The organism is Acidaminococcus nyctereutis (assembly GCF_052216985.1).
GTDB lineage: Bacteria > Bacillota > Negativicutes > Acidaminococcales > Acidaminococcaceae > Acidaminococcus > Acidaminococcus fermentans_A.
Genome location: NZ_JBQOUY010000031.1, coordinates 1 through 18,824, shown reverse-complemented (window position 1 = coordinate 18,824; position 18,824 = coordinate 1). Strand labels below are relative to the sequence as shown.

Genomic DNA, 18,824 nt, shown 5'->3' with positions numbered 1-18,824 from the left:
GCCGGGACTGGGCTGAAGCAAAAAAAGGATGCAGCAAACGGAGCTGGGGCGACCTGGCTTCGTTTTTCCCATTTTTATTTTCGAAAAGAAAGGGCTGGAATATCTTGTTACTGGAAGAACTGAAACCGGCGATCATCCAACTGAAAGACAAACTGGACGAACTGAAGGACGGGCTGAAGATCGCCCAAAAAGAAGAAAGGATCGAAGACCTGGAGCATCAGATGGCGGCTCCCGGCTTCTGGGATGATCCGGATAAGGCACAGGTAGTGGCCCAGGAAGCCAACAACCTGAAAAGCGAAGTGGAGACATACCATGGACTGTCCCAGAAACTGGAGGATGTAGAAACCCTCTGGGAAATGGCTATGGAAGAGAAGGATGACAGCCTCCAGGGGGAAATCGAGGAGGAAGTAGAGAATGCCCGGAAGACCTTGGCGGACCTGGAATTGGGCATGCTGCTCAGCGATCAGTACGATGCCAACAATGCCATCCTGACCCTCCACGCTGGGGCCGGCGGCACGGAAGCCCAGGACTGGACCAATATGCTGCTGCGGATGTACACCCGGTATGCCGAACGGAAAGGGTTCACGGTGGAACTGCTGGACCTGCTACCCGGGGAAGAAGCCGGGGTGAAGAGCGCTACCTTGACCATCCAGGGCCACAATGCTTATGGCTACCTGAAAAGCGAGAAGGGGGTGCACCGTCTGGTGAGGATCTCTCCCTTCGATGCCAATGCCCGGCGGCACACTTCTTTTGCCGCTGTGGACGTGATGCCGGAACTGGATGAGACGGTGGAAGTGGACTTGAACATGGACGATGTGCGGGTGGACTACTACCGGGCCAGCGGTGCCGGCGGACAGCATGTCAACAAGACTTCTTCTGCTGTGCGGATGACCCACCTCCCCACGGGAATCGTGGTCCAGTGCCAGAACGAACGGAGCCAGCTCCAGAACAAGGAACGCTGCCTGGCCCTGCTCCGTGCCAAACTGTACGAATACGAAAAGGCCATCCAGGACAAGAAAATCAGCGAGCTTGCCGGAGATTATCAGGCCATCGAATGGGGCAGCCAGATCCGTTCCTATGTGTTCCAGCCCTACACCATGGTGAAGGACCATCGGACAGGAGCGGAAACCGGCAACATCTCGGCTGTGATGGACGGGGATCTGGATCCCTTCGTGGAAGCCTATCTCCGCAGCCTGAAGCACTGATCGTAATGGAGTGACACCATGAAAACCTATCAGAAACTTTTCCTGGCTTTGGTGGGCTTGGGACTGGCTGCTTCCTTATGCCTCAACTGGCAGCGGATCCAGGTGGAACGGGCCAATAAGACCATTGAGACCGTCATGGAATACAACAGCCTGGTACGCATGGCCCAGGAGGAAGGGGTCCCCAAGGAAGAAGTGTTCCGGGAATTCCGGGACCGGGGCGTGACCACTCTCACGGTGTTCGATACCAGCCTGGACAAACTGGCCCAGAAAGGGTCCGTGAACGTGCTCACCGGGGTCCAGCTCCTGGAACTAGCCCGGGTACAGCCGCTCCGGCCGGAATGGCAGGCCCTGGTGGACAGTCCCAACTTTATGGTGGATGCACTGTATATTTCCGCTGGGACCAGCGAACGGGCCCTGAAGGAAGTGGAAGAGGACATCCGGCTGCGGTTCGGTCCTGAACGGATCGTGGAAATGAATGCGTCCCCTCTGATCCTCCGGTTCGACGGGGATACCATCATCAGCAAGAACCCCATCGCCGGGGATGAACGGGGAGTCCGGGAAATGGACCTGGGACCCTCTACGGATGAGCTCCAGGATGTGGCGAAAAATGGTTTTATGGTGGCTATCCGGCCTACCAATTACTGTGAACGGTACACATCTTCGGCTGCCAGCGAAAAAGAACAGATCGATGCCTTCTTCCGTCGTCTGGATGACAGCGGAGCCAAGGTGAGCCTGATCATCGGCAGCGGCAAGCAGATGCTGGGGAATAAGCAGTACCTGCCTTTGGTGGCCCGAAACTTGCTCCAGCGGCATATCACCCTGGGCATGGTGGAAGGCGTCACCCAGCTCCAGTTCGTGAAACTGGAAGGGCTGACGGAACTGGCGAAACTGGCCGATTACCAGGTGGCCCGGACCTATGTGATCGCCGATGCGGAACAGCGGAAGATGCAGGTGTTCGATGCTTTCCGGCGCTGGTCCCTGGCCGATGAGGAACGGAATATCCGGGTGAACTACATCAAGACTTTCCTGACTCCCCGGGACAACAAGACCCTGCTCCAGACCAACCTGGACTATGTGGACCGGGTGACCCGGGACGTGGCCAGCAAAGGGTTTGCCAAAGGGCCGGCGGATATCTATAAGGTGTACCAGCCCAGCCGGCTGTGGTATGTGCCCATGGCCTTCTCCCTGGCCGCTGCCTGGTGCCTGTACTTCCTGCTTTTGGGCATCCTGCCGGAAAGGCACTATACCAAAGCTGTAGGAGGTTTGGGGGTGCTGGTGACGGCTGGCCTTTTTGCCGGCCCCCTGGGCCTTGTGGCCCGGCAGGGAGTGGCCTTCGGAGCGGCGGTGATCTTCCCGGTGCTTTCCATGCACCGGATGCTGGGGATCTGGCGGAAGCAGGGATCCCAGGGCAGTTTGGGAGCTCTGGCTCTGCGGACCTGTGTCCATCTGTTTGAAACCATCGTCCTGTCCCTGATCGGGGCGGCTATGGTCGGAGGCATCCTCAGTGATACCCGGTTCCTCCTGGAAATGGATATCTACCGAGGGGTGAAGGCCACCTTCATGCTGCCGGTGGCACTGACCTGCCTCCTGTTCCTGCGGACCCATGGCCTGTGGCAGCAGGGAGAAGACTGGCGGAAGCCTTTCCATCGGGTCATGGGCTTCCTGGACCGGCCGCTCAATCTGAAAGCCCTGTTCATCCTGGGTGTATTCGCCTTTGTGGCTTGGGTGTTCATCGGCCGCAGCGGTCATACCGCCGGCGTTCCGGTGCCGGCCATCGAGCAGAAGCTCCGGTTCTTCCTGGAAGAGACCATGTGGGCCCGTCCCCGGGAAAAAGAATTCATGATCGGCCACCCGGCCTTCTTCTTGGCGGCTTGGGCGGCCTGGAAAAAACTGCCTGCCTGGTTCTACGGGCTCTGCGTCACAGGCGCGGCCATCGGCCAGGGCAGTGCAGTCCAGACTTTCGCCCATATGCGTTCGCCCATCCTCATGAGCTATGTCCGGGCTCTGGACGGCTATGCGGTAGGCATGGGAGCCGGGCTGATCGCTCTGGCTGTCTTCGTCCTGGCGTATCCCCATGTGGCGGCGTTCTGTCAAAAGAGGAGGAATCCCCTTGGGTAAGATCCTGATTTCCGGCTATTATGGATTTTCCAATGCCGGAGACGAGGCCATGCTGACGGCCATCGTGACCAGCCTGAAACAGCAGGAGCCTCAGGTAGAACTGACGGTGATCTCCGGCCATCCGGAGGTGACGGCCCGGCTCCACCCGGTGCAGGCCATCCATCGCTTCAATTTTTTGGAAATCGGACGGGCAATGGCGGGGACGGACCTGCTCCTTTCCGGGGGCGGGAGCCTGCTCCAGAACGTGACCAGCCGGCTCAGTCTCTATTACTATCTTTCCATCATCGCCTTGGCTGGGCTCCTGGGGAAAAAAATCATGCTCTTCGCCCAGGGCATCGGACCTATCCGGGGAAGATTCAGCCGCTGGCTGACCCGGCTGATCTGCCAGCAGGCTGATCTCATCACCGTCCGGGACGACGGTTCTTTGGACGATCTGAAATCCATGGGCTTCGATCCGGAGTCCATCCGGGTGACCAGCGATGCGGTGTTTTCTCTGCCGGAAGGCAGGAAGGAGGCAGGAACCCGTCTATTGGAAAAGATGGGGGTGGACCTGTCCCGGCCCCTGGTGGGGTTCGCTTTGCGCCATTGGAAGGGGGAGGAGCGGTTCATCAAGGAATTTGCCCAGGCAGCTGACGCCCTGAAGCAGCAGTACCAGGCCCAGATCGTCTTCGTACCTCTCCAATTCCCGGCCGACGGGGAGCTTTCTGCCCAAGTGGCAGACGCCATGGAAAACCGGCAGGATGTCTTCATCTTAGACCAAAAATTTTCCACCCAGAAATACCAAGATCTGATCAGCAGTTTCCATCTTTTGATCGGGATGCGTCTCCACGCTCTGGTTTTCGCGGCCATCAACGATGTGCCCTTTATGGCTATTTCCTATGATCCCAAGGTGGACCGGTTCGTGGACGGGATGAAGGGCACGGTGGTCAATACCATCGACCGGATCACCAGCGGGGAATTGACGGCTATGGCCGGACGGCTGTGGCATGCGGACGGGCGGCAGGGCAGAGAACGGATCCGCGCCCTGCGGGAAGAAGCTCAGGCCAATATCGGCCGGGCATTGGACCTGATCCATCGATAAGCAGAAGGCAGAGATACAGGAGGTCGATTCCATGCTGGAAATGCGTCATGCAGGCAAGGTCTATCCTGGCGGGGCGGTGGCCCTGGAGGATATCAACGTACATATCAAACCGGGGGAATTCGTGTTCCTGGTGGGCCCCAGCGGGGCAGGGAAATCCACCTTCATCCGGATGATTTCCCGGGAGATCGAACCGACTTCCGGGCAGATCCTGGTGGATGGAGTGGATGTGATGAAGCTGAAGCGGGGGGACATTCCTTATCTCCGGCGGCAGTTGGGGATCGTCTTCCAGGATTTCCGCCTGCTCAACGACCGGACGGCCTACGAAAATGTGGCTTTTGCCATGCAGGTCATCGAAGCCCCCAGCTACAAGATCCGGAAACGGGTCAATGAAGTACTGGAGCTGGTGGGACTGAAGGACCGGGGAAACAATTATCCGGGGGAAATGAGTGGCGGCGAACAGCAGCGGATAGCCATCGCCCGGGCCATCGTCAACGATCCGCTCCTGGTGATCGCGGATGAACCCACCGGCAACCTGGATCCGGAAACCAGCAAAGACATCATGGAGATCTTCACCCAGATCAACAGCCACGGCACCACCATCATCATGGCTACCCATGACAAGACCATGGTGGATTATATGCAGAAACGGGTCATCGCCCTGGAAAATGGACGGATCGTACGGGATGACCGCAAAGGAGTCTATGGGTATGAAGTTTAGTACGAAATGGTATTACATCAAAGAAACCTTCACCTCCCTCAAACGGAATTCCCTGATGAGCATCGCTTCCATCAGTACTGTAGCCCTGTCCATCCTGGTGCTGGGGATGTTCCTGACCATGGTACTCAATGTGAACAACCTGGCCAGCCATCTGGAGAATCAGGTCCAGGTCACCATCTATATGGATGACAGCGCTTCCCAAGAGCAGCTGAAACAGATGGAGAAGGTCCTCCGGAGCACGGAAGGCATCGTCAAGGTGACCCCTCGGACCAAGGAAGAAGCCCTGGGAGAATTCAAGAAGCGACTGGGAGAACAGCAGAAACTGCTGGCAGCCCTGGGAGAAGACAATCCCTTCCCGGCTTCTTTTGAGATCCAGGTGGACCATCCGGAACGGATCCCTCAGCTGGTGGCCCAGGTCCAGCAGATGCCGGGCGTGGAAACGGCCAAGTTCGGCCAGGAAGTGGTAGAACGGCTGTTCCAGCTGACCCGGGTGCTGCGGCTCGGAGGGATCCTGCTGATCGTCCTTTTGGCCATCGCTACCCTGTTCATCATTTCCAATACCATCCGGATTACCGTCTTTGCCCGGCGCCGGGAAGTGAACATCATGAAATACGTAGGTGCCACGGATTGGTTCATCCGCTGGCCTTTCCTGCTGGAAGGGATGCTCATGGGCTTTGTGGGAGCGGTGATCGCTTCGGTGATCCTGTTCCAGGGCTACAACGCCATCCAGGCCAAGATCTATGGTACCCTGGCCTTTTTCCCCATGCTTCCCAGCTGGCCTACTATGGGGTATCTGTCCGCCGGGCTGATCTGCGTCGGGACCCTGATCGGGGCCTTGGGCAGCAGCATCTCTCTGCGGAAGTTCCTGGATGTGTAGGAGGCGGTGGACATGAAAAAAGGCACAGTCCTTTTGGCCGCTCTCCTGGCGGGATTCCAGATGGCCGCTCCTGTTTCCTGGGCAGGATCCATCGAAGACAAGAAGGCGGAACTGGAAGATGTCCAGCGCCAGATGGATGAAAAGGATGCCCAGCGGGAACAGAAAAAACAGGAAATCGGCAATGCAGTGGAACGGCTGATCGCAGCCCAGAACGAATTGGCGGAAGCCAAGCGGAAGCTGGTGGCCATCGAGAAACGGCAGCGGGCCCTGGAAATCAAGATCCGGCAGAATGAGGCAGCCCTGGCGGCCAAACAGCGGGATTATGACAAGACCCGGAAAGTCTACGAGAAACGGCTGCGGGATATCTATGAAAACGGACAGGTGAACTACCTGGATGTGCTGCTGGGGTCGGCGGATTTCCGGGATTTCGCTTCCCGGATGTTCCTGCTCCAGCGGGTGATCCGCCGGGATTTCGACCTCATCGACAAACTGGAAGCCCAGAAAGAAGCCCTGCTGGCACAGAAGGCCCAGCTGGATGAAAGCAAGCGCCAGCTGGATGCAGCTTATGCAGAAGGCAAGGCAGAACAGAAGATCGTGGCCCAGAAGACGGTGGAACGGCAGGCTCTCTATGAGCAGGCCCTGGCGGAAAAGGCCCGGCTGGATGCCGAGTATGAAGAACTCCAGCGGAACAGCCAGGAAATCACCGTCATGATCCAGCGCATGGAAGAAGAAGGACGGATGATGCCCCAGTCTGGCGGCACCGGGCAATTGTCCTGGCCCGTGAACGGGGAAATCACCTCTCCCTTCGGCTGGCGGGTCCATCCTATCTGGGGGACCCAGATCTTCCACGCCGGCCTGGATATCGGAGCCGATTACGGAGATCCGGTCCATGCTGCCGATGGGGGTACCGTGGTCTATGCCGGCTGGATGGGCGGTTATGGCAATGCTGTGATGATCGACCATGGGGGTGGCATGGTGACCCTGTATGGGCACAACTCCTCCATCACCGTGGGAGAAGGGGAACAGGTGAGCAAAGGACAGACCATTGCCCTGGCTGGGAGCACCGGCAATTCCACCGGTCCCCACTGCCATTTCGAAGTCCGGATCCACGGGGAAGTGGTGAGCCCCCTCCAGTATCTGCCGTAAAAGCGGAGAGTGCAGAGTAAAGAGTGAAGAGAATTTCTGCATTCAGTGGCAAACGCCCGGCGTTTGCCTTCCAGCGGCCAGTGACAAGTGACCAGTGACAGGGATGCTGCCGGGCAGCGTCCCACAGAGGCAAACTATGTTCAAAAAACGCTATACAGCCCCCCAGATGCTGGGGGTATTCTTCCTGTCCCTGGGTGTGTTCAGCGGCGGGACCTATTATTTGATGAAGAACTGGATCGGAGACCCGGGAGCCCTTTTCCAGATCGTCCGGACCATGCACTTGATCCAGCGGCATTATGTAGGGGAAACCGATCGGAAAAAGATCTATGACGGGGCGCTCAAAGGCATGGTGGGGGTCCTGCAGGATCCCTATTCTTCCTATTTGGACAGTCAGGATTTCGAAGCTCTTTCCACCATGACCGAAGGCCATTTCGGCGGGGTGGGCATGGTGATGGGCCAGAAAAAAGACAGCCAGTTCGTAGTGGTGGCTCCCATCGAAGATACTCCGGCTTATCAAGCCGGGATCAAAGCGGGGGATATCCTGCTGAAAATCGATGGGGAGGATCTGAGCGGTCAGAGCCTCAATGAAGTGGTGAAGAAAATCCGGGGCCAGGATGGGTCCCAGGTGACTTTGACCCTGAAACGGGGCAGCGAGGAAGCCAAAGACATTACCGTGACCCGCAGCGATATCAAGCTGAAAAGCGTCTACGGACGCATGGACGGGGACGGCATCGGCTACATCCGGGTGACCAATTTCAATGAAGATACAGCCAAGGATTTCGGAGCCAAGCTCCAGGAACTCCGGGATAAGGGGATGAAAGCCCTGGCGCTGGATCTGCGGGATAATCCAGGCGGCCTCTTGGAAAGCGGCGTAGAGGTGGCTCGGTACCTGGTGCCCAAAGGCCCCATCGTTTCCGTCACCGACAAGGACGGGAACACCCAGACAGAATCCTCCCAGCTGGAAAAAGTGGACTTCCCCCTGGCGGTGCTGGTGAACCATGGGACAGCCAGCGCGGCGGAAATCGTTTCCGGCGCCATCCAGGATACGGGTTCCGGGAAACTGTTCGGGGTCAAGACCTATGGCAAGGGCGTGGTCCAGAACGTCTTTCTCCTGAGCAACCGGACGGCAGTGAAACTGACGGTGGCCCGGTATTATACCCCCAGTGGAAGAAGCATCGATAAAGTGGGCATTACCCCGGATGAGGTGGTGGAAGCTGCCGATGAAGAAGGGGCCAACCAGCTGCAGGCGGCGGAACAGTATCTCCGTCAGCAGCTCCGACAGTAAGGGCAAGGAGCGTGGAACATGGAAATCATCAATACTCTGGGAAATCAGATCGCAGGCTGGAAGGCTCTTTTGGCTGGAGAAGCGGGGAAACTTCCGCCTCTGCCTTTCCTGAAGACAGGGGCAGAGGTCCTGCTGGGGCTTTTGGTCCTTTTCTTCATCGCCTATCGGTTCCGGACCCATCAGCTACGGCGGGAACGGAAAATACGATACCGGATCGCCCGGATGATCGCCCATCTGTGCGATACCTATGACAGTTTGGAAGATGTGGATTGGAAGAAACAGAAAGCCTATCGGTACCAGTTCGTGGATGGAGACCTGAAAATCCAGGAACGGGACATCGATGGGATGGAAGATCTGATCGGTCCGCTCCATCCGGGAGATGCCCTGAAATATACAGAAGTGTTCCTGAAAGGGGCCATCGAAAAAGCCATGAAGACCTGCAGCCCCGTAGAATTCACAGCCCGGGAAAAAGGGAGCGACGGAGTGTACCACTGGAAATCGTTCCTGTTCCAGGGCATCCGGAACGATAAGCTCCACCGCCGCAGCTGTCTGTTGCTGAAACGGGGGGTGGACGACAGCCGCAGTGCGGAAATGGAAAAGAGAGCCCAGCTGAGCCTGGATGTGAACGAGGCTCGGGAAGCCGCCCAGGCCAAGACAGAATTCCTGAACCGCTTCAGCCAGGATACTCGGGAAGCCCTCCGGGACATCATGGGGAACCTGACCTTGACCCGGGATGAAGTAGATCCGGCTCGGCGGAAGGAATATATGGACGAAAGCCAGCAGGAAGTCCGCTATCTCATGGCTATGATCGAAGATGTGAAGGAACTGTCCGATATCGAAAATGGGAATCTGGAGATCTGCAGCGAAGGATTCAATGTGGACGGGACCCTGGAGCGACTCAACCAGCTCTTTCAGAAAGAAGCTGAGAAACGGGGGATATCTTACAGCTGTACTGTGGAACCCCTTCTATATCCCAATTTGATCGGGGATGAGAAGCGGCTGGAACAGGTACTGCTGAATCTGCTGACCCATGCCCTGCTATTTACGGAGAAGGGCCAGAAGGTCCTTTGCGCCGTCCGCCAGAAACTGGTGAAGAACAAGAAGGCAGCGATGGAATTCACCGTGCTCTGTGCGGGCATGGAAGTGCCCCAGGAAATGGTGGACAAAGCTTTCCTGCCCTTTGAACTGACCCGCCAGGTGGGAAATGCCCGGGTCCATGGGGGCCTGGGCCTGGTGGTGACCCAGCGGCTGGTCCAGCTCATGGGCGGCCAGATCAAAGCAGACAATGCGGAAGGCAAGGGCGTACGCTACATCATCGAACTGCCTTTTGATTTTGCCAGCAGCGTCAAGTAAGCGGAAAGGAAGGATCAAGACATGCTCCATATCGGATGTCATCTGTCCTCCAGCAAGGGATTTGCCGCCATGGGAAGGACGGCCCTTTCCATCGGAGCGGATACTTTTGCCTTTTTCACCCGGAATCCCCGGGGCAGCAAAGCCAAGGAAATCGATCCCCAGGACGTGGAAAGCTTCCTGGCCCTCTGGGGACCCAACCGGGCTGTCCCCCTGGTGGCCCATGCTCCCTATACTCTGAACCCGGCTTCCAGCAAAGAGGATGTGCGGACTTTTGCCCGGGAGACCATCGAGGACGACCTGGTAAAAATGGAAGCCATCCCCGGCAATTATTACAACATGCATCCGGGGAACCATCTGGGCCAGGGAGTGGAAACCGGCATCCAGCTCATTGCGGCCTGCCTCAATGAGGTGCTGCCCCGGGCGGAACATACCACCCTGCTCCTGGAGACCATGGCCGGGAAGGGGACGGAAGTGGGACGGACCTTTGAAGAGCTCCGGGCCATCATCGACCGGCTGGAGCTGCCGGAAAAAGTGGGGGTCTGCCTAGATACCTGCCATGTGTGGGACGGGGGCTACGATATCGTCTCTGATTTAGACAAAGTGCTGGAAAAATTCGACCGGACCCTGGGACTGGACCGGCTGAGGGCCATCCATCTCAACGACAGCAAGAATCCCCTGGGGGCCCATAAGGACCGGCACGAAAAGCTGGGGGTGGGCTATATCGGCCTGGAAGCCCTGGAAAGGGTCGTGGACCATCCGGCCCTCCGGGGTCTGCCTTTCATCTTGGAGACCCCCAATGAACTGGCTGGATACCAGCAGGAAATCAGCCTGATGCGCCAGGCCCAGGAAGAAGGGGACGGCCGATGAAACTTCTTGCCATGCTGGGGAAAAGCCCCATGACCCTTTTGACCCTCCTGGGGGTTTTCCTGATCCTGGCCTTTTTGCTGCGGACCCGGAAGGTGAGACTCTCCACCCATCAGGCCACCGTCTGCGGGCTGCTGCTGGCCCTGACCCTGGTGCTGAGCCTCTTGCCCCTATACCGGATGCCTTATGGCGGCACCATCACCCTGGGCGGGATGCTGCCCATCATGCTCATCGCTTTTGCCTACGGTCCGGAAGTGGGGATCATGGCGGGTTTCGTCTATGGACTGCTGAACCTGCTGCTGAACCCCTATATCCTCCAACCGGTCCAGGTGCTCTTCGATTATCCTCTGCCGTTCATGGCCCTGGGGCTGTGCGGAATTTTTCCCCGGCGACCCTACCTGGGCATGGCCGTGGGGGTGGGGCTCCGGTATCTGTTCCATTTTATCTCCGGGGTAGCCTTCTTTGCCAGCTATGCACCCAAAGGCATGTCTCCGGCATTCTATTCCCTGGTGGCCAATGGCACCTATCTGCTCCCGGATCTGGTGATCTGTATGGTGCTCTATCGGCTGCTGCCCATGGATCGGTTCCGGAAAATGATGTAAAAAAGCTTGCAAAATCTTTTTCCTGTGGTATAATATTCAAGTAACCAAAGTAGAGGCCACCTGCTTCTCACCTTGCGGCAAAGCTCGACAGGGTCAATGATAGGGATTTTTGACGGGTGGACTTTGGTTCGCCCGTTTTATTTTTTATTGTTTTGAACCTATTGGAGGTGAACGTCATAGCAAAAGATGAACTGCGGATCAATGAAGCCATCCGCGCAAGAGAAGTCCGTGTCAACTCTGTGGACGGGGAACAGTTCGGGATCATGTCCATCCATGATGCCCTGCACCTGGCGGAAGAGAAACACCTGGACCTGGTGGAAATCGCCCCGAAAGCCAAGCCTCCGGTCTGCCGGATCATGGATTACGGAAAGTATCTCTATGAACAGCAGAAACGGGAAAAAGAGGCCCGGAAACGCCAGAGGATCATCGATGTGAAGGAAGTCAAACTCCGGATCCGCATCGAAGACCATGATTTCGAAGTGAAGACCAAGAATGCCATCCGCTTCTTACAGGGCGGTGACAAGGTAAAAGTCACCATCATGTTCCGGGGCCGGGAAATGACCCATCCGGAACTGGGCGAACAATTACTGAATAGAATGGCTGACCAACTGCAGGAAATTGCCACTGTGGAAAGAAAGCCGAAGCTGGAAGGACGCAACATGATCATGATCGTTGCTCCCAAAAGTTCCAAATAACAAGGAGGATGTCCAATCATGCCGAAAATGAAAACCCGCAGATCTGCTGCTAAACGCTTCAAAGCCACCGCTACCGGTGAATTCAAACGTGGTAAAGCTTTCCGGAGCCATATCCTGGAACACAAATCTCCTACCCGCAAGAGAAACCTGCGCAAAGCAGCCCTGGTCCACAAGACTGACCATGAACGCGTAGCCAAGATGCTGCCCTACGCATAATCCCACTGTAAGAGAGATTTCAGAGATTCCAAGGAGGAAATAACAAATGGCAAGAATTAAAGTCGGCGTAACTGCCCATAGACGTCATAAACATATCCTGAAGCTGGCCAAAGGCTACAGAGGCTCCAAGAGCAAGCTGTTCAAGAAGGCCAATGAAACCGTCATGAAGGGCCTGATGTATGCCCGTCGTGACAGAAGAGCCAAGAAACGCGAATTCCGTCAGCTGTGGATCGCCCGGATCAACGCTGCTACCCGGGCCAACGGCCTGAGCTACAGCCGTTTCATCTGCGGCCTGACCAAAGCCGGTGTGGTGCTGGACCGGAAAGTCCTGGCCGACATGGCTGTCAACGATGCCGCCGCTTTCACCAAGCTGGTGGAAACCGCCAAGGCTGCTCTGTAAGAGAGGATCATAAGAGGGTGTTGTACATTTGCTGCAGCACTCTCTTATTTTTATACCCAAATTGTTCTAAATGTTACAGCACCGATACTTATACATATTTCATGAAATAATATTCACACCTTCCTACAACTATGGTATAATATCCTTTATCGTAATCGAGTTTTCGATCATACTGAATACAGAGGGTGAAACCAGTGATTTCTTTGAAAAATGGGGACGGGATCCAGTGGCCGGAAGGCAAGCGGATCGCCGTCATGCTGACCTTCGATTTCGATGCGGAACTGCTGCGGTATTCCGTCATCGGGAAGAGAAAAATCGGCTTTGCAGATGTATCACGGGGCCAGTACGGGCCCAAGGAGGGACTGGAACGGTGCCTGGCCATGCTCCAGCGGAACCGGCTGCCGGCTACGTTCTTCATTCCGGGGGAAATCATCGAAAAGTACCCGGAACAATGCCGGGAAATCGCGGCAGGGAAGTATGAGATCGCCTACCATGGGTACGATCATGACAATACCATCGGCCTTTCTCAGGAAGAGGAGACTGCCAGCCTGGAAAAAAGCGAAAAGCTGATCCAGGGACTGACTGGCCGGAAGCCAGTAGGGGCCCGGGGGCCTTTGGATGCCCTCCAGGATGACAGTTTGGACCTGTTCTCCCAGCGGGGCTACCTCTACGATTCCACCCTGAAGGACTGCGACTGGCCTTATGTACTGGAAAACGGCCTGGTGGAACTGCCCACGGATGTGGCCATGGACGATTTTTCTTATTTCTATTTTTCCTATGCGGATGAAGCTCCCATCAACTGCAGCTACCTGCCCGATGATGTGTACGCCATGTGGCAGGATGCTTTCGACGAACTGGCCGCAGAAGGGGACAAGATCATGGTGATCAAACTTCATCCCCAGCTGATCGGCCGGGTCAGCCGGATCAATATGCTGGAACGGTTCATCCTGTACATGCAGCAGCGGGGGGCCTGGATCGCTGACTGCCAGACGGTGGCCCAGTATGTGAAAGAATCCTATATGGCAAAGGAGAGCGAAGCAAAATGAACATGAACTGGCCGGATCACAGACCCATGGCCCTGTGTCTCTCCTTTGACATCGATGCAGAGACCTTGTGGCTCACGCGGAATCCCATCAACTACCATCATCCCGTCCACGTTTCCCGGGGACGGTATTCCGTCAAGCAGGGGATCCCCCGGATCCTCCGTCTGCTGGAGAGCGAAGGGGTCAAGGCTACCTTCTTCACCCCGGCTTACACGGCGGAACTCCATCCGGACGTGATCCGGGATATCGACGCCCAGGGCCACGAAATCGCCTACCACGGCTATCTCCATGAAGCCTATGACGATTACGAGAAAGAAAATACCTTGATGGAGAAATGCGAGAAGATCTACCAGGGGATCATCGGCAAGCGGCCCCTGGGGGACCGGAGCCCGGATGGCCTCCTGTACGATTTCCATCTGAAGCTTTGGCTGGAGCGAGGGTATATTTATTCTTCCAACTGGCGGGATACGGACCGACCCTTCATCCATCAGCTGGACGGGAAGCCCATCCCCATCGTGGAACTGCCCAAGGATAGCATCAACGACGATACTTCCTATGATATGTACACCATCCAGCACCCGGAACATTATTACCTGAAGAGCGGCCGGGAAATGGTGCAGATCTGGAAGGAAGAACTGGACGGTCTGCTGGAAGAAGGGGGCTACATGAATTTCGTCATGCATCCCCAGTTCATCGGCCATCCTGGTTACATCCATGCACTGCGGAGCTTCATCCGCTACGCCAAGGACCATGGGGTATGGATCGCTACCGATGAACAGGTGGCCCGGCATCTCCTGGCCCAGAACGGCTTCCCGGAATATGGGGAAAAACAATAAGTCATATAAGAAGAGGGATTTGAAAGGAGCTGGATAGGATGAAAGCAAAATGGATGAAAATGATGGCTGCGGCCTTGGTCATGGTTTCTGCTTCCCTGGTGATCGCCGGGTGTGGCGGCAGTGAGAAGAAGGAAGCTAAGAAGGAACAGGGAGGGACCCTGCGGGTCGCCATGACGGCCACCTTCCCGCCTTTCGAATATGTGGACAGCAAGACCCAGAAGTTCACCGGCATCGATGTGGATATTGCTAACTACATCGCCAAGAAACTGGGGAAGAAAGTGGAAGTCACCGATATGAAATTCGCGTCCCTGATCCCCACCCTCCAGAGCGGCCGGGCGGACATGGTGATCTCCGGGATCTCTCCTACGGCTAAGCGCAGTGAGGTGGTCAGCTTCACCAAGCCGTATTTCTATCCCCCCAAAGCCATCGTGGCTAAGAAGGGGACCAACTTCACTACTTTGGAAGCCCTGAAGGGCCATAAGGCCGGCGCCACCATGGGCACCACCTATGTAAAGGAACTGAAGTCCGTGCCCGGCATCGACGTGGTGGAACTGGACAGCGCTACCATGGCCGTCCAGGATGTACTGAACGGCCGTCTGGATGCCACCGTGTGCGACGGGACCCATGCCATCGTGTTCTGCCAGGAACATCCGGAACTGGAAATGCACATGATGAAGCTGTCCACCAGCAATGACGACACCTTCGCCATCGCTTTCCCGAAAGATTCCAAGGATGTGGAAAAAGTCAACGCTATCCTGGATGAAATGAAGAAGAACGGGGACTTCCATAAGATCCTGGTGAAGCATATGGGAGAAGAACAAACCGCGGATTACGAAAAGAAAGTCAAGGAACTGGGCCTGTAACACAGGAGAAGGGGAAGTATCATGGAACTGCGTAAAAAGATTCTGGCCGGTCTGGCCGTCGGATTGTCCGCCCTGCTGATCTCCGGCTGCGGCGGAAAGGATACCAAGAAAGAAGCAGCTAAAGGAGCAGGGGACGGGAAGAAACTGGTGGTAGCCATCAATGCCACCTTCCCGCCTTTTGAAAGCGTCAAGGAAGGCACCAAGGATTATTCTGGCATCGATATCGAGATCGCCCAGTACATCGGGAAGAAGCTGGGGAGAAAGGTGGAATTCCAGGATATGAAGTTCGCTTCCCTGGTACCTACCCTCCAGAGCGGCCGGGCAGATATGATCATTTCCGGGATCTCTCCCACTGCCAAGCGGAAAGAAGTGGTCTCTTTCTCCAAGCCTTATTATTTCCCCATGAAGGCCCTGATCTTCAAGAAGGGGGCCGGGTTCAAATCCCTGGCCGACCTGAAAGGGAAGAAGGCAGGGGCTTCCATGGGTACCACCTATGTGAAGGAACTGAAGGCAGCCGGCGGCATCGAAGTGACGGAACTGGACAGCACCCCTCTGGTGGTCCAGGACATCAAGAACAGCCGCTTGGATGCTGGGCTCTTCGATTCGGCCCAGGCTTCTGTATTCGTGAAAGAGAATCCGGACCTGGAAATGGCCATCCTGGATCTGCCGGTGGTCAACGATGACACTTTTGCCATCGCCCTGCCCAAAGATTCCAAGGACGTGGCAAAGATCAATGATATCCTGAAAGAAATGAAGTCAAATGGGGAATTCCACAAGATCCTGGTGAAATACCTGGGAGAAGCGGCTGCCAAGCAGTATGAAGCGGCAGAAGCCAAGCTGGATATTGCCAAACAATGATCCCACCTGAAAAGAGAAGCGAGAGCTATGTTTAAATTTTCCGTTTTAGTGCCATATCTGCCCCTTTTGGAAAGTGCTGTATGGGTGACCCTGAAATTCACCTTCTTCTCCACTTTCCTGGGGTTCATCGGGGGCTTTTTCCTGGCCCTCATCACCATCTCCCGGAACCGGATCCTGGCGCCTCTGGCCCGGTTCTATATCTCCGTATTCCGGGGGACTCCGCTTTTGGTACAGCTGATGCTGATCTATTTCGCCACGCCCCAGATCACTGGATATACCATTTCAGCCCTGGAAGCAGGGGTCCTGTCCTTCGGCCTCAATTCTGCGGCCTATATCTCGGAAGCCCTCCGGGGAGGCATCCTTTCCGTAGATAAAGGCCAGTGGGAAGCGGCCCTTTCCCTGGGGGTGCCTAAGCACCGGTTCATCCTGGATGTGATCCTGCCCCAGGCCATCAAGAATACCTTCCCGGCCCTGATCAATGAGAGCATCGCTCTCCTGAAGGATTCCAGCCTGGTTTCCGTCATCGGGGTGGCCGATACCCTGCGCTGGGCGGACTTGATCCAGGCCAAGACTTTCCGGGCTTTCGAAGCGTTCATCGTAGCGGCTGCCGTATACTATGTGCTGGTGATGATCCTCACCTTTGTGGGAGCCTATTTTGAAAAGAAGGTGCGTATCAGTGACTGACATCATCCAAGTAGAACATGTGGCAAAAAGTTTCGGCAGCCTGGAAGTCCTGAAGGACATCAACCTGAACATCGGGAAGGGACAGGTAGTGACCATCATCGGTCCTTCCGGCTCCGGGAAATCCACCCTGCTCCGGTGCCTGAACCTGCTGGAGCGTCCCAATGGGGGGAAGATCATCTTCGAAGGCCAGGATATCCTGGCACCGGGGGTCAAGATCGCAGACATCCGGAAAAAAGAAGTGATGGTGTTCCAGCATTTCAACCTGTTCAAGAACATGACCGTGCTCCGGAACGTGACCTACGCTCCCATGGTGGTCAATGGGAAGAGCCGGGAAGAAGCGGAGAAAGACGGCCGGGCGCTGTTGGCGAAGGTAGGTCTGGCAGACAAGGCGGACGAATACCCCAGCCGGCTTTCCGGGGGACAGCAGCAGCGGGTGGCCATCGCCCGGGCCATGGCCATGCATCCCGATGTGCTTTTGCTGGACGAACCTACTTCTGCCCTGGATCCGGAAATGGTCAAAGAGGTGCTGGACGTGATCCGGGACCTGGCCAAAAGCGGCATCACCATGGTGCTGGTGACCCACGAAATGGGCTTTGCTCGGGATGTGTCGGACATGATCCATTTCATGGACGGGGGCTTCCTGGTGGAAAGCGCTCCTCCGGCGGAATTTTTCGCCCATCCCCAATCGGAGCGGGCCCGGAAATTCCTTTCTAAGATCTTAGCCTGAGGTGCCTATGAAGATCCGTATCATCAACCCGGATTACGGGGTAGGGGAAAAGAATATGGCCCAGCGCTGCCGGATCCTCCAGCAGTATGTGGGGCCTGATATGGAGCTCTCCATGGTCTGCCTCACCCGGACAAAGGTGGAAATCGACAGCGCCGCCGATGTGGTCCTGGCCGGGCCGGAAATCTTGGACCTGGCCCAGGAGGCGGAACAGGACGGCTGTGATGCGGTGGTGCTGTACTGCTTTTCTGATCCGGCAGCGGAAGCCTGCCGGGAACGGCTCCGGATCCCGGTGGTGGGGGGAGCCCAGGCTTCGGTGCTCTTGGCACCGCTGGTGGCCCAGCAGGCCGGAGTCATCCTCAGCGACCCTTCCCGGATCGGAGAAAAGGAACTGTTCCTGCCCACTTTGGGCATCGCTCCTGGCCGGATCAAGGCCATCGGAGCCATCCATTTCCAAGGGAAATCCATCTGGGATAACCGGGAAGAAGCCTTTGCCCAGCTGGTGGAAGAAGGCAGCCGGCTGATCCGGGAGGCGGGGGTCCAGTGCCTCATCCTGGGCTGTTTGTCCTTTTTGGGCCTGGCCCGTCCTCTCAGCGAAGAACTGGGGGTGCCGGTGATCGACCCGGCCATAGCGGCTGTCTGCACCGCCGAAAGCCTGGTGCGGCAGGGGCTCCTTTTCCCTTGCATCTGACTGTAAAGTATGTTATAATTCCAGCGTGCCGAAAGGGCACAAATCTGAAACCTTGGCGCTGCTGCGCGACACTCCGACGCCAGCTGCAGCCATGGGCTTTTCAATGACTAAGGAGGAAAAGAATCATGTTGACACCTGCCAGAAAGAAAGAACTCATCGAAACCTACCGCATCAACGAACAGGATACCGGGTCTCCGGAAGTCCAGATCGCCATCCTGACCGAACGGATCGGCTATCTGACCGAACACCTGAAGAACAACAAGAAGGACCATCATTCCCGCCGGGGCCTGCTGAAAATGGTCGGCCAGCGCCGGGGCCTGCTGAACTACCTGATGAAGAAGAACATCGAACGGTACAGAAGCATCGTGGAAAGACTGGGTCTGCGGAAATAATTTCCAAAGCAAAGAAAACTGCTCTCGCAATGAGGGCAGTTTTTTTAGGTTCTTTGTCAAATGTTGGGGTAAGCTCCAATTCATCTACCACACACGGACGTGAGCGATTTTTGCTCATGTCTGTTTTTATTTTAATTTCACCATCGAAAGCAGTAAAATCCGAGAACGGAATC

21 protein-coding genes are annotated in these 18,824 nt (G+C 56.3%); all 21 read left to right on the top strand.

Translation table 11 applies throughout. From position 1 onward, the window contains the following. Nucleotides 1-104 precede the first annotated feature (104 nt). A complete protein-coding gene (prfB, locus tag ACTUHY_RS11315; RefSeq protein ID WP_442827793.1) occupies nt 105-1,205 on the top strand; it encodes a peptide chain release factor 2 in 1,101 nt (366 codons plus the stop codon). Between the two features lie 18 nt (nt 1,206-1,223). Continuing rightward, the gene (locus ACTUHY_RS11310) at nt 1,224-3,323 is read left to right on the top strand and encodes a DUF5693 family protein (protein ID WP_442827792.1); all 2,100 of its coding nucleotides are present in this window, start codon (nt 1,224-1,226) and stop codon (nt 3,321-3,323) included. Further along, nucleotides 3,316-4,404: a polysaccharide pyruvyl transferase CsaB gene (gene csaB / locus ACTUHY_RS11305; protein WP_442827791.1), complete on the top strand. Its 1,089-nt coding sequence runs from the start codon at nt 3,316-3,318 to the stop codon at nt 4,402-4,404. Before ACTUHY_RS11310 ends, csaB begins: the two co-directional genes overlap by 8 nt. Before the next feature lie 31 nt (nt 4,405-4,435). Beyond that, nucleotides 4,436-5,122, top strand: a complete 687-nt coding sequence (gene ftsE, locus ACTUHY_RS11300) for a cell division ATP-binding protein FtsE (RefSeq protein WP_442827790.1) — start codon at nt 4,436-4,438, stop codon at nt 5,120-5,122. Then, complete coding sequence (gene ftsX, locus ACTUHY_RS11295; RefSeq protein WP_442827789.1) at nt 5,112-5,999, top strand: permease-like cell division protein FtsX; 888 nt, start codon at nt 5,112-5,114, stop codon at nt 5,997-5,999. The genes ftsE and ftsX overlap by 11 nt, the downstream gene beginning before the upstream one ends. 12 nt (nt 6,000-6,011) lie before the next feature. Then, a complete protein-coding gene (locus ACTUHY_RS11290; RefSeq protein ID WP_442827788.1) occupies nt 6,012-7,145 on the top strand; it encodes a murein hydrolase activator EnvC family protein in 1,134 nt (377 codons plus the stop codon). 136 nt (nt 7,146-7,281) lie between these two features. Continuing rightward, the gene (locus ACTUHY_RS11285; RefSeq protein WP_442827787.1) at nt 7,282-8,430 is read left to right on the top strand and encodes a S41 family peptidase; all 1,149 of its coding nucleotides are present in this window, start codon (nt 7,282-7,284) and stop codon (nt 8,428-8,430) included. A gap of 18 nt (nt 8,431-8,448) precedes the next feature. Continuing rightward, nucleotides 8,449-9,783, top strand: coding sequence for a sensor histidine kinase (locus tag ACTUHY_RS11280; protein ID WP_442827786.1), 1,335 nt, complete (start codon nt 8,449-8,451; stop codon nt 9,781-9,783). Between the two features lie 21 nt (nt 9,784-9,804). Then, on the top strand, nt 9,805-10,650 hold the full coding sequence (locus ACTUHY_RS11275; protein WP_442827785.1) for a deoxyribonuclease IV: 846 nt from the start codon (nt 9,805-9,807) through the stop codon (nt 10,648-10,650). Beyond that, the gene (thiT, locus tag ACTUHY_RS11270) at nt 10,647-11,249 is read left to right on the top strand and encodes an energy-coupled thiamine transporter ThiT (protein ID WP_442827784.1); all 603 of its coding nucleotides are present in this window, start codon (nt 10,647-10,649) and stop codon (nt 11,247-11,249) included. Before ACTUHY_RS11275 ends, thiT begins: the two co-directional genes overlap by 4 nt. Nucleotides 11,250-11,410: 161 nt before the next feature. Beyond that, complete coding sequence (gene infC, locus ACTUHY_RS11265; RefSeq protein ID WP_442827799.1) at nt 11,411-11,944, top strand: translation initiation factor IF-3; 534 nt, start codon at nt 11,411-11,413, stop codon at nt 11,942-11,944. A gap of 18 nt (nt 11,945-11,962) precedes the next feature. Further along, nucleotides 11,963-12,160, top strand: coding sequence for a 50S ribosomal protein L35 (gene rpmI, locus ACTUHY_RS11260; protein ID WP_075580071.1), 198 nt, complete (start codon nt 11,963-11,965; stop codon nt 12,158-12,160). Between the two features lie 46 nt (nt 12,161-12,206). Then, a complete protein-coding gene (rplT, locus tag ACTUHY_RS11255; RefSeq protein WP_075580072.1) occupies nt 12,207-12,560 on the top strand; it encodes a 50S ribosomal protein L20 in 354 nt (117 codons plus the stop codon). Nucleotides 12,561-12,754: 194 nt separating this feature from the next. Further along, nucleotides 12,755-13,606 (top strand): polysaccharide deacetylase family protein, encoded by an 852-nt coding sequence (locus ACTUHY_RS11250; RefSeq protein ID WP_442827783.1) that lies wholly within the window; start codon nt 12,755-12,757, stop codon nt 13,604-13,606. Continuing rightward, on the top strand, nt 13,603-14,439 hold the full coding sequence (locus ACTUHY_RS11245; protein ID WP_442827782.1) for a polysaccharide deacetylase family protein: 837 nt from the start codon (nt 13,603-13,605) through the stop codon (nt 14,437-14,439). The genes ACTUHY_RS11250 and ACTUHY_RS11245 overlap by 4 nt, the downstream gene beginning before the upstream one ends. A gap of 38 nt (nt 14,440-14,477) precedes the next feature. Further along, complete coding sequence (locus tag ACTUHY_RS11240; RefSeq protein ID WP_442827781.1) at nt 14,478-15,302, top strand: substrate-binding periplasmic protein; 825 nt, start codon at nt 14,478-14,480, stop codon at nt 15,300-15,302. 21 nt (nt 15,303-15,323) lie between these two features. Beyond that, entirely contained in the window at nt 15,324-16,160 is an 837-nt protein-coding gene (locus ACTUHY_RS11235) for a substrate-binding periplasmic protein (protein ID WP_442827780.1), read from the top strand. A 27-nt stretch (nt 16,161-16,187) separates the two neighbouring features. Further along, nucleotides 16,188-16,844, top strand: coding sequence for an amino acid ABC transporter permease (locus ACTUHY_RS11230; protein WP_075580076.1), 657 nt, complete (start codon nt 16,188-16,190; stop codon nt 16,842-16,844). 1 nt (nt 16,845) lies between these two features. Then, complete coding sequence (locus ACTUHY_RS11225) at nt 16,846-17,571, top strand: amino acid ABC transporter ATP-binding protein (protein ID WP_442827798.1); 726 nt, start codon at nt 16,846-16,848, stop codon at nt 17,569-17,571. 7 nt (nt 17,572-17,578) lie between these two features. After that, nucleotides 17,579-18,259, top strand: a complete 681-nt coding sequence (locus ACTUHY_RS11220) for an aspartate/glutamate racemase family protein (protein WP_442827779.1) — start codon at nt 17,579-17,581, stop codon at nt 18,257-18,259. A gap of 125 nt (nt 18,260-18,384) precedes the next feature. Continuing rightward, nucleotides 18,385-18,651, top strand: a complete 267-nt coding sequence (rpsO, locus tag ACTUHY_RS11215) for a 30S ribosomal protein S15 (protein ID WP_075580078.1) — start codon at nt 18,385-18,387, stop codon at nt 18,649-18,651. Nucleotides 18,652-18,824: the final 173 nt, after the last annotated feature.

What these genes read in the sequence shown, in the direction of transcription:
- ACTUHY_RS11310 (WP_442827792.1), top strand. Translation starts at nt 1,224, where the DNA reads ATGAAAACCTATCAGAAACTTTTCCTGGCTTTGGTGGGCTTGGGACTG.
- ftsE (WP_442827790.1), top strand. Translation starts at nt 4,436, where the DNA reads ATGCTGGAAATGCGTCATGCAGGCAAGGTCTATCCTGGCGGGGCGGTG.
- ftsX (WP_442827789.1), top strand. Translation starts at nt 5,112, where the DNA reads ATGAAGTTTAGTACGAAATGGTATTACATCAAAGAAACCTTCACCTCC.
- ACTUHY_RS11290 (WP_442827788.1), top strand. Translation starts at nt 6,012, where the DNA reads ATGAAAAAAGGCACAGTCCTTTTGGCCGCTCTCCTGGCGGGATTCCAG.
- ACTUHY_RS11285 (WP_442827787.1), top strand. Translation starts at nt 7,282, where the DNA reads ATGTTCAAAAAACGCTATACAGCCCCCCAGATGCTGGGGGTATTCTTC.
- ACTUHY_RS11280 (WP_442827786.1), top strand. Translation starts at nt 8,449, where the DNA reads ATGGAAATCATCAATACTCTGGGAAATCAGATCGCAGGCTGGAAGGCT.
- ACTUHY_RS11275 (WP_442827785.1), top strand. Translation starts at nt 9,805, where the DNA reads ATGCTCCATATCGGATGTCATCTGTCCTCCAGCAAGGGATTTGCCGCC.
- thiT (WP_442827784.1), top strand. Translation starts at nt 10,647, where the DNA reads ATGAAACTTCTTGCCATGCTGGGGAAAAGCCCCATGACCCTTTTGACC.
- rpmI (WP_075580071.1), top strand. Translation starts at nt 11,963, where the DNA reads ATGCCGAAAATGAAAACCCGCAGATCTGCTGCTAAACGCTTCAAAGCC.
- rplT (WP_075580072.1), top strand. Translation starts at nt 12,207, where the DNA reads ATGGCAAGAATTAAAGTCGGCGTAACTGCCCATAGACGTCATAAACAT.
- ACTUHY_RS11245 (WP_442827782.1), top strand. Translation starts at nt 13,603, where the DNA reads ATGAACATGAACTGGCCGGATCACAGACCCATGGCCCTGTGTCTCTCC.
- ACTUHY_RS11240 (WP_442827781.1), top strand. Translation starts at nt 14,478, where the DNA reads ATGAAAGCAAAATGGATGAAAATGATGGCTGCGGCCTTGGTCATGGTT.
- ACTUHY_RS11235 (WP_442827780.1), top strand. Translation starts at nt 15,324, where the DNA reads ATGGAACTGCGTAAAAAGATTCTGGCCGGTCTGGCCGTCGGATTGTCC.
- ACTUHY_RS11230 (WP_075580076.1), top strand. Translation starts at nt 16,188, where the DNA reads ATGTTTAAATTTTCCGTTTTAGTGCCATATCTGCCCCTTTTGGAAAGT.
- ACTUHY_RS11220 (WP_442827779.1), top strand. Translation starts at nt 17,579, where the DNA reads ATGAAGATCCGTATCATCAACCCGGATTACGGGGTAGGGGAAAAGAAT.
- rpsO (WP_075580078.1), top strand. Translation starts at nt 18,385, where the DNA reads ATGTTGACACCTGCCAGAAAGAAAGAACTCATCGAAACCTACCGCATC.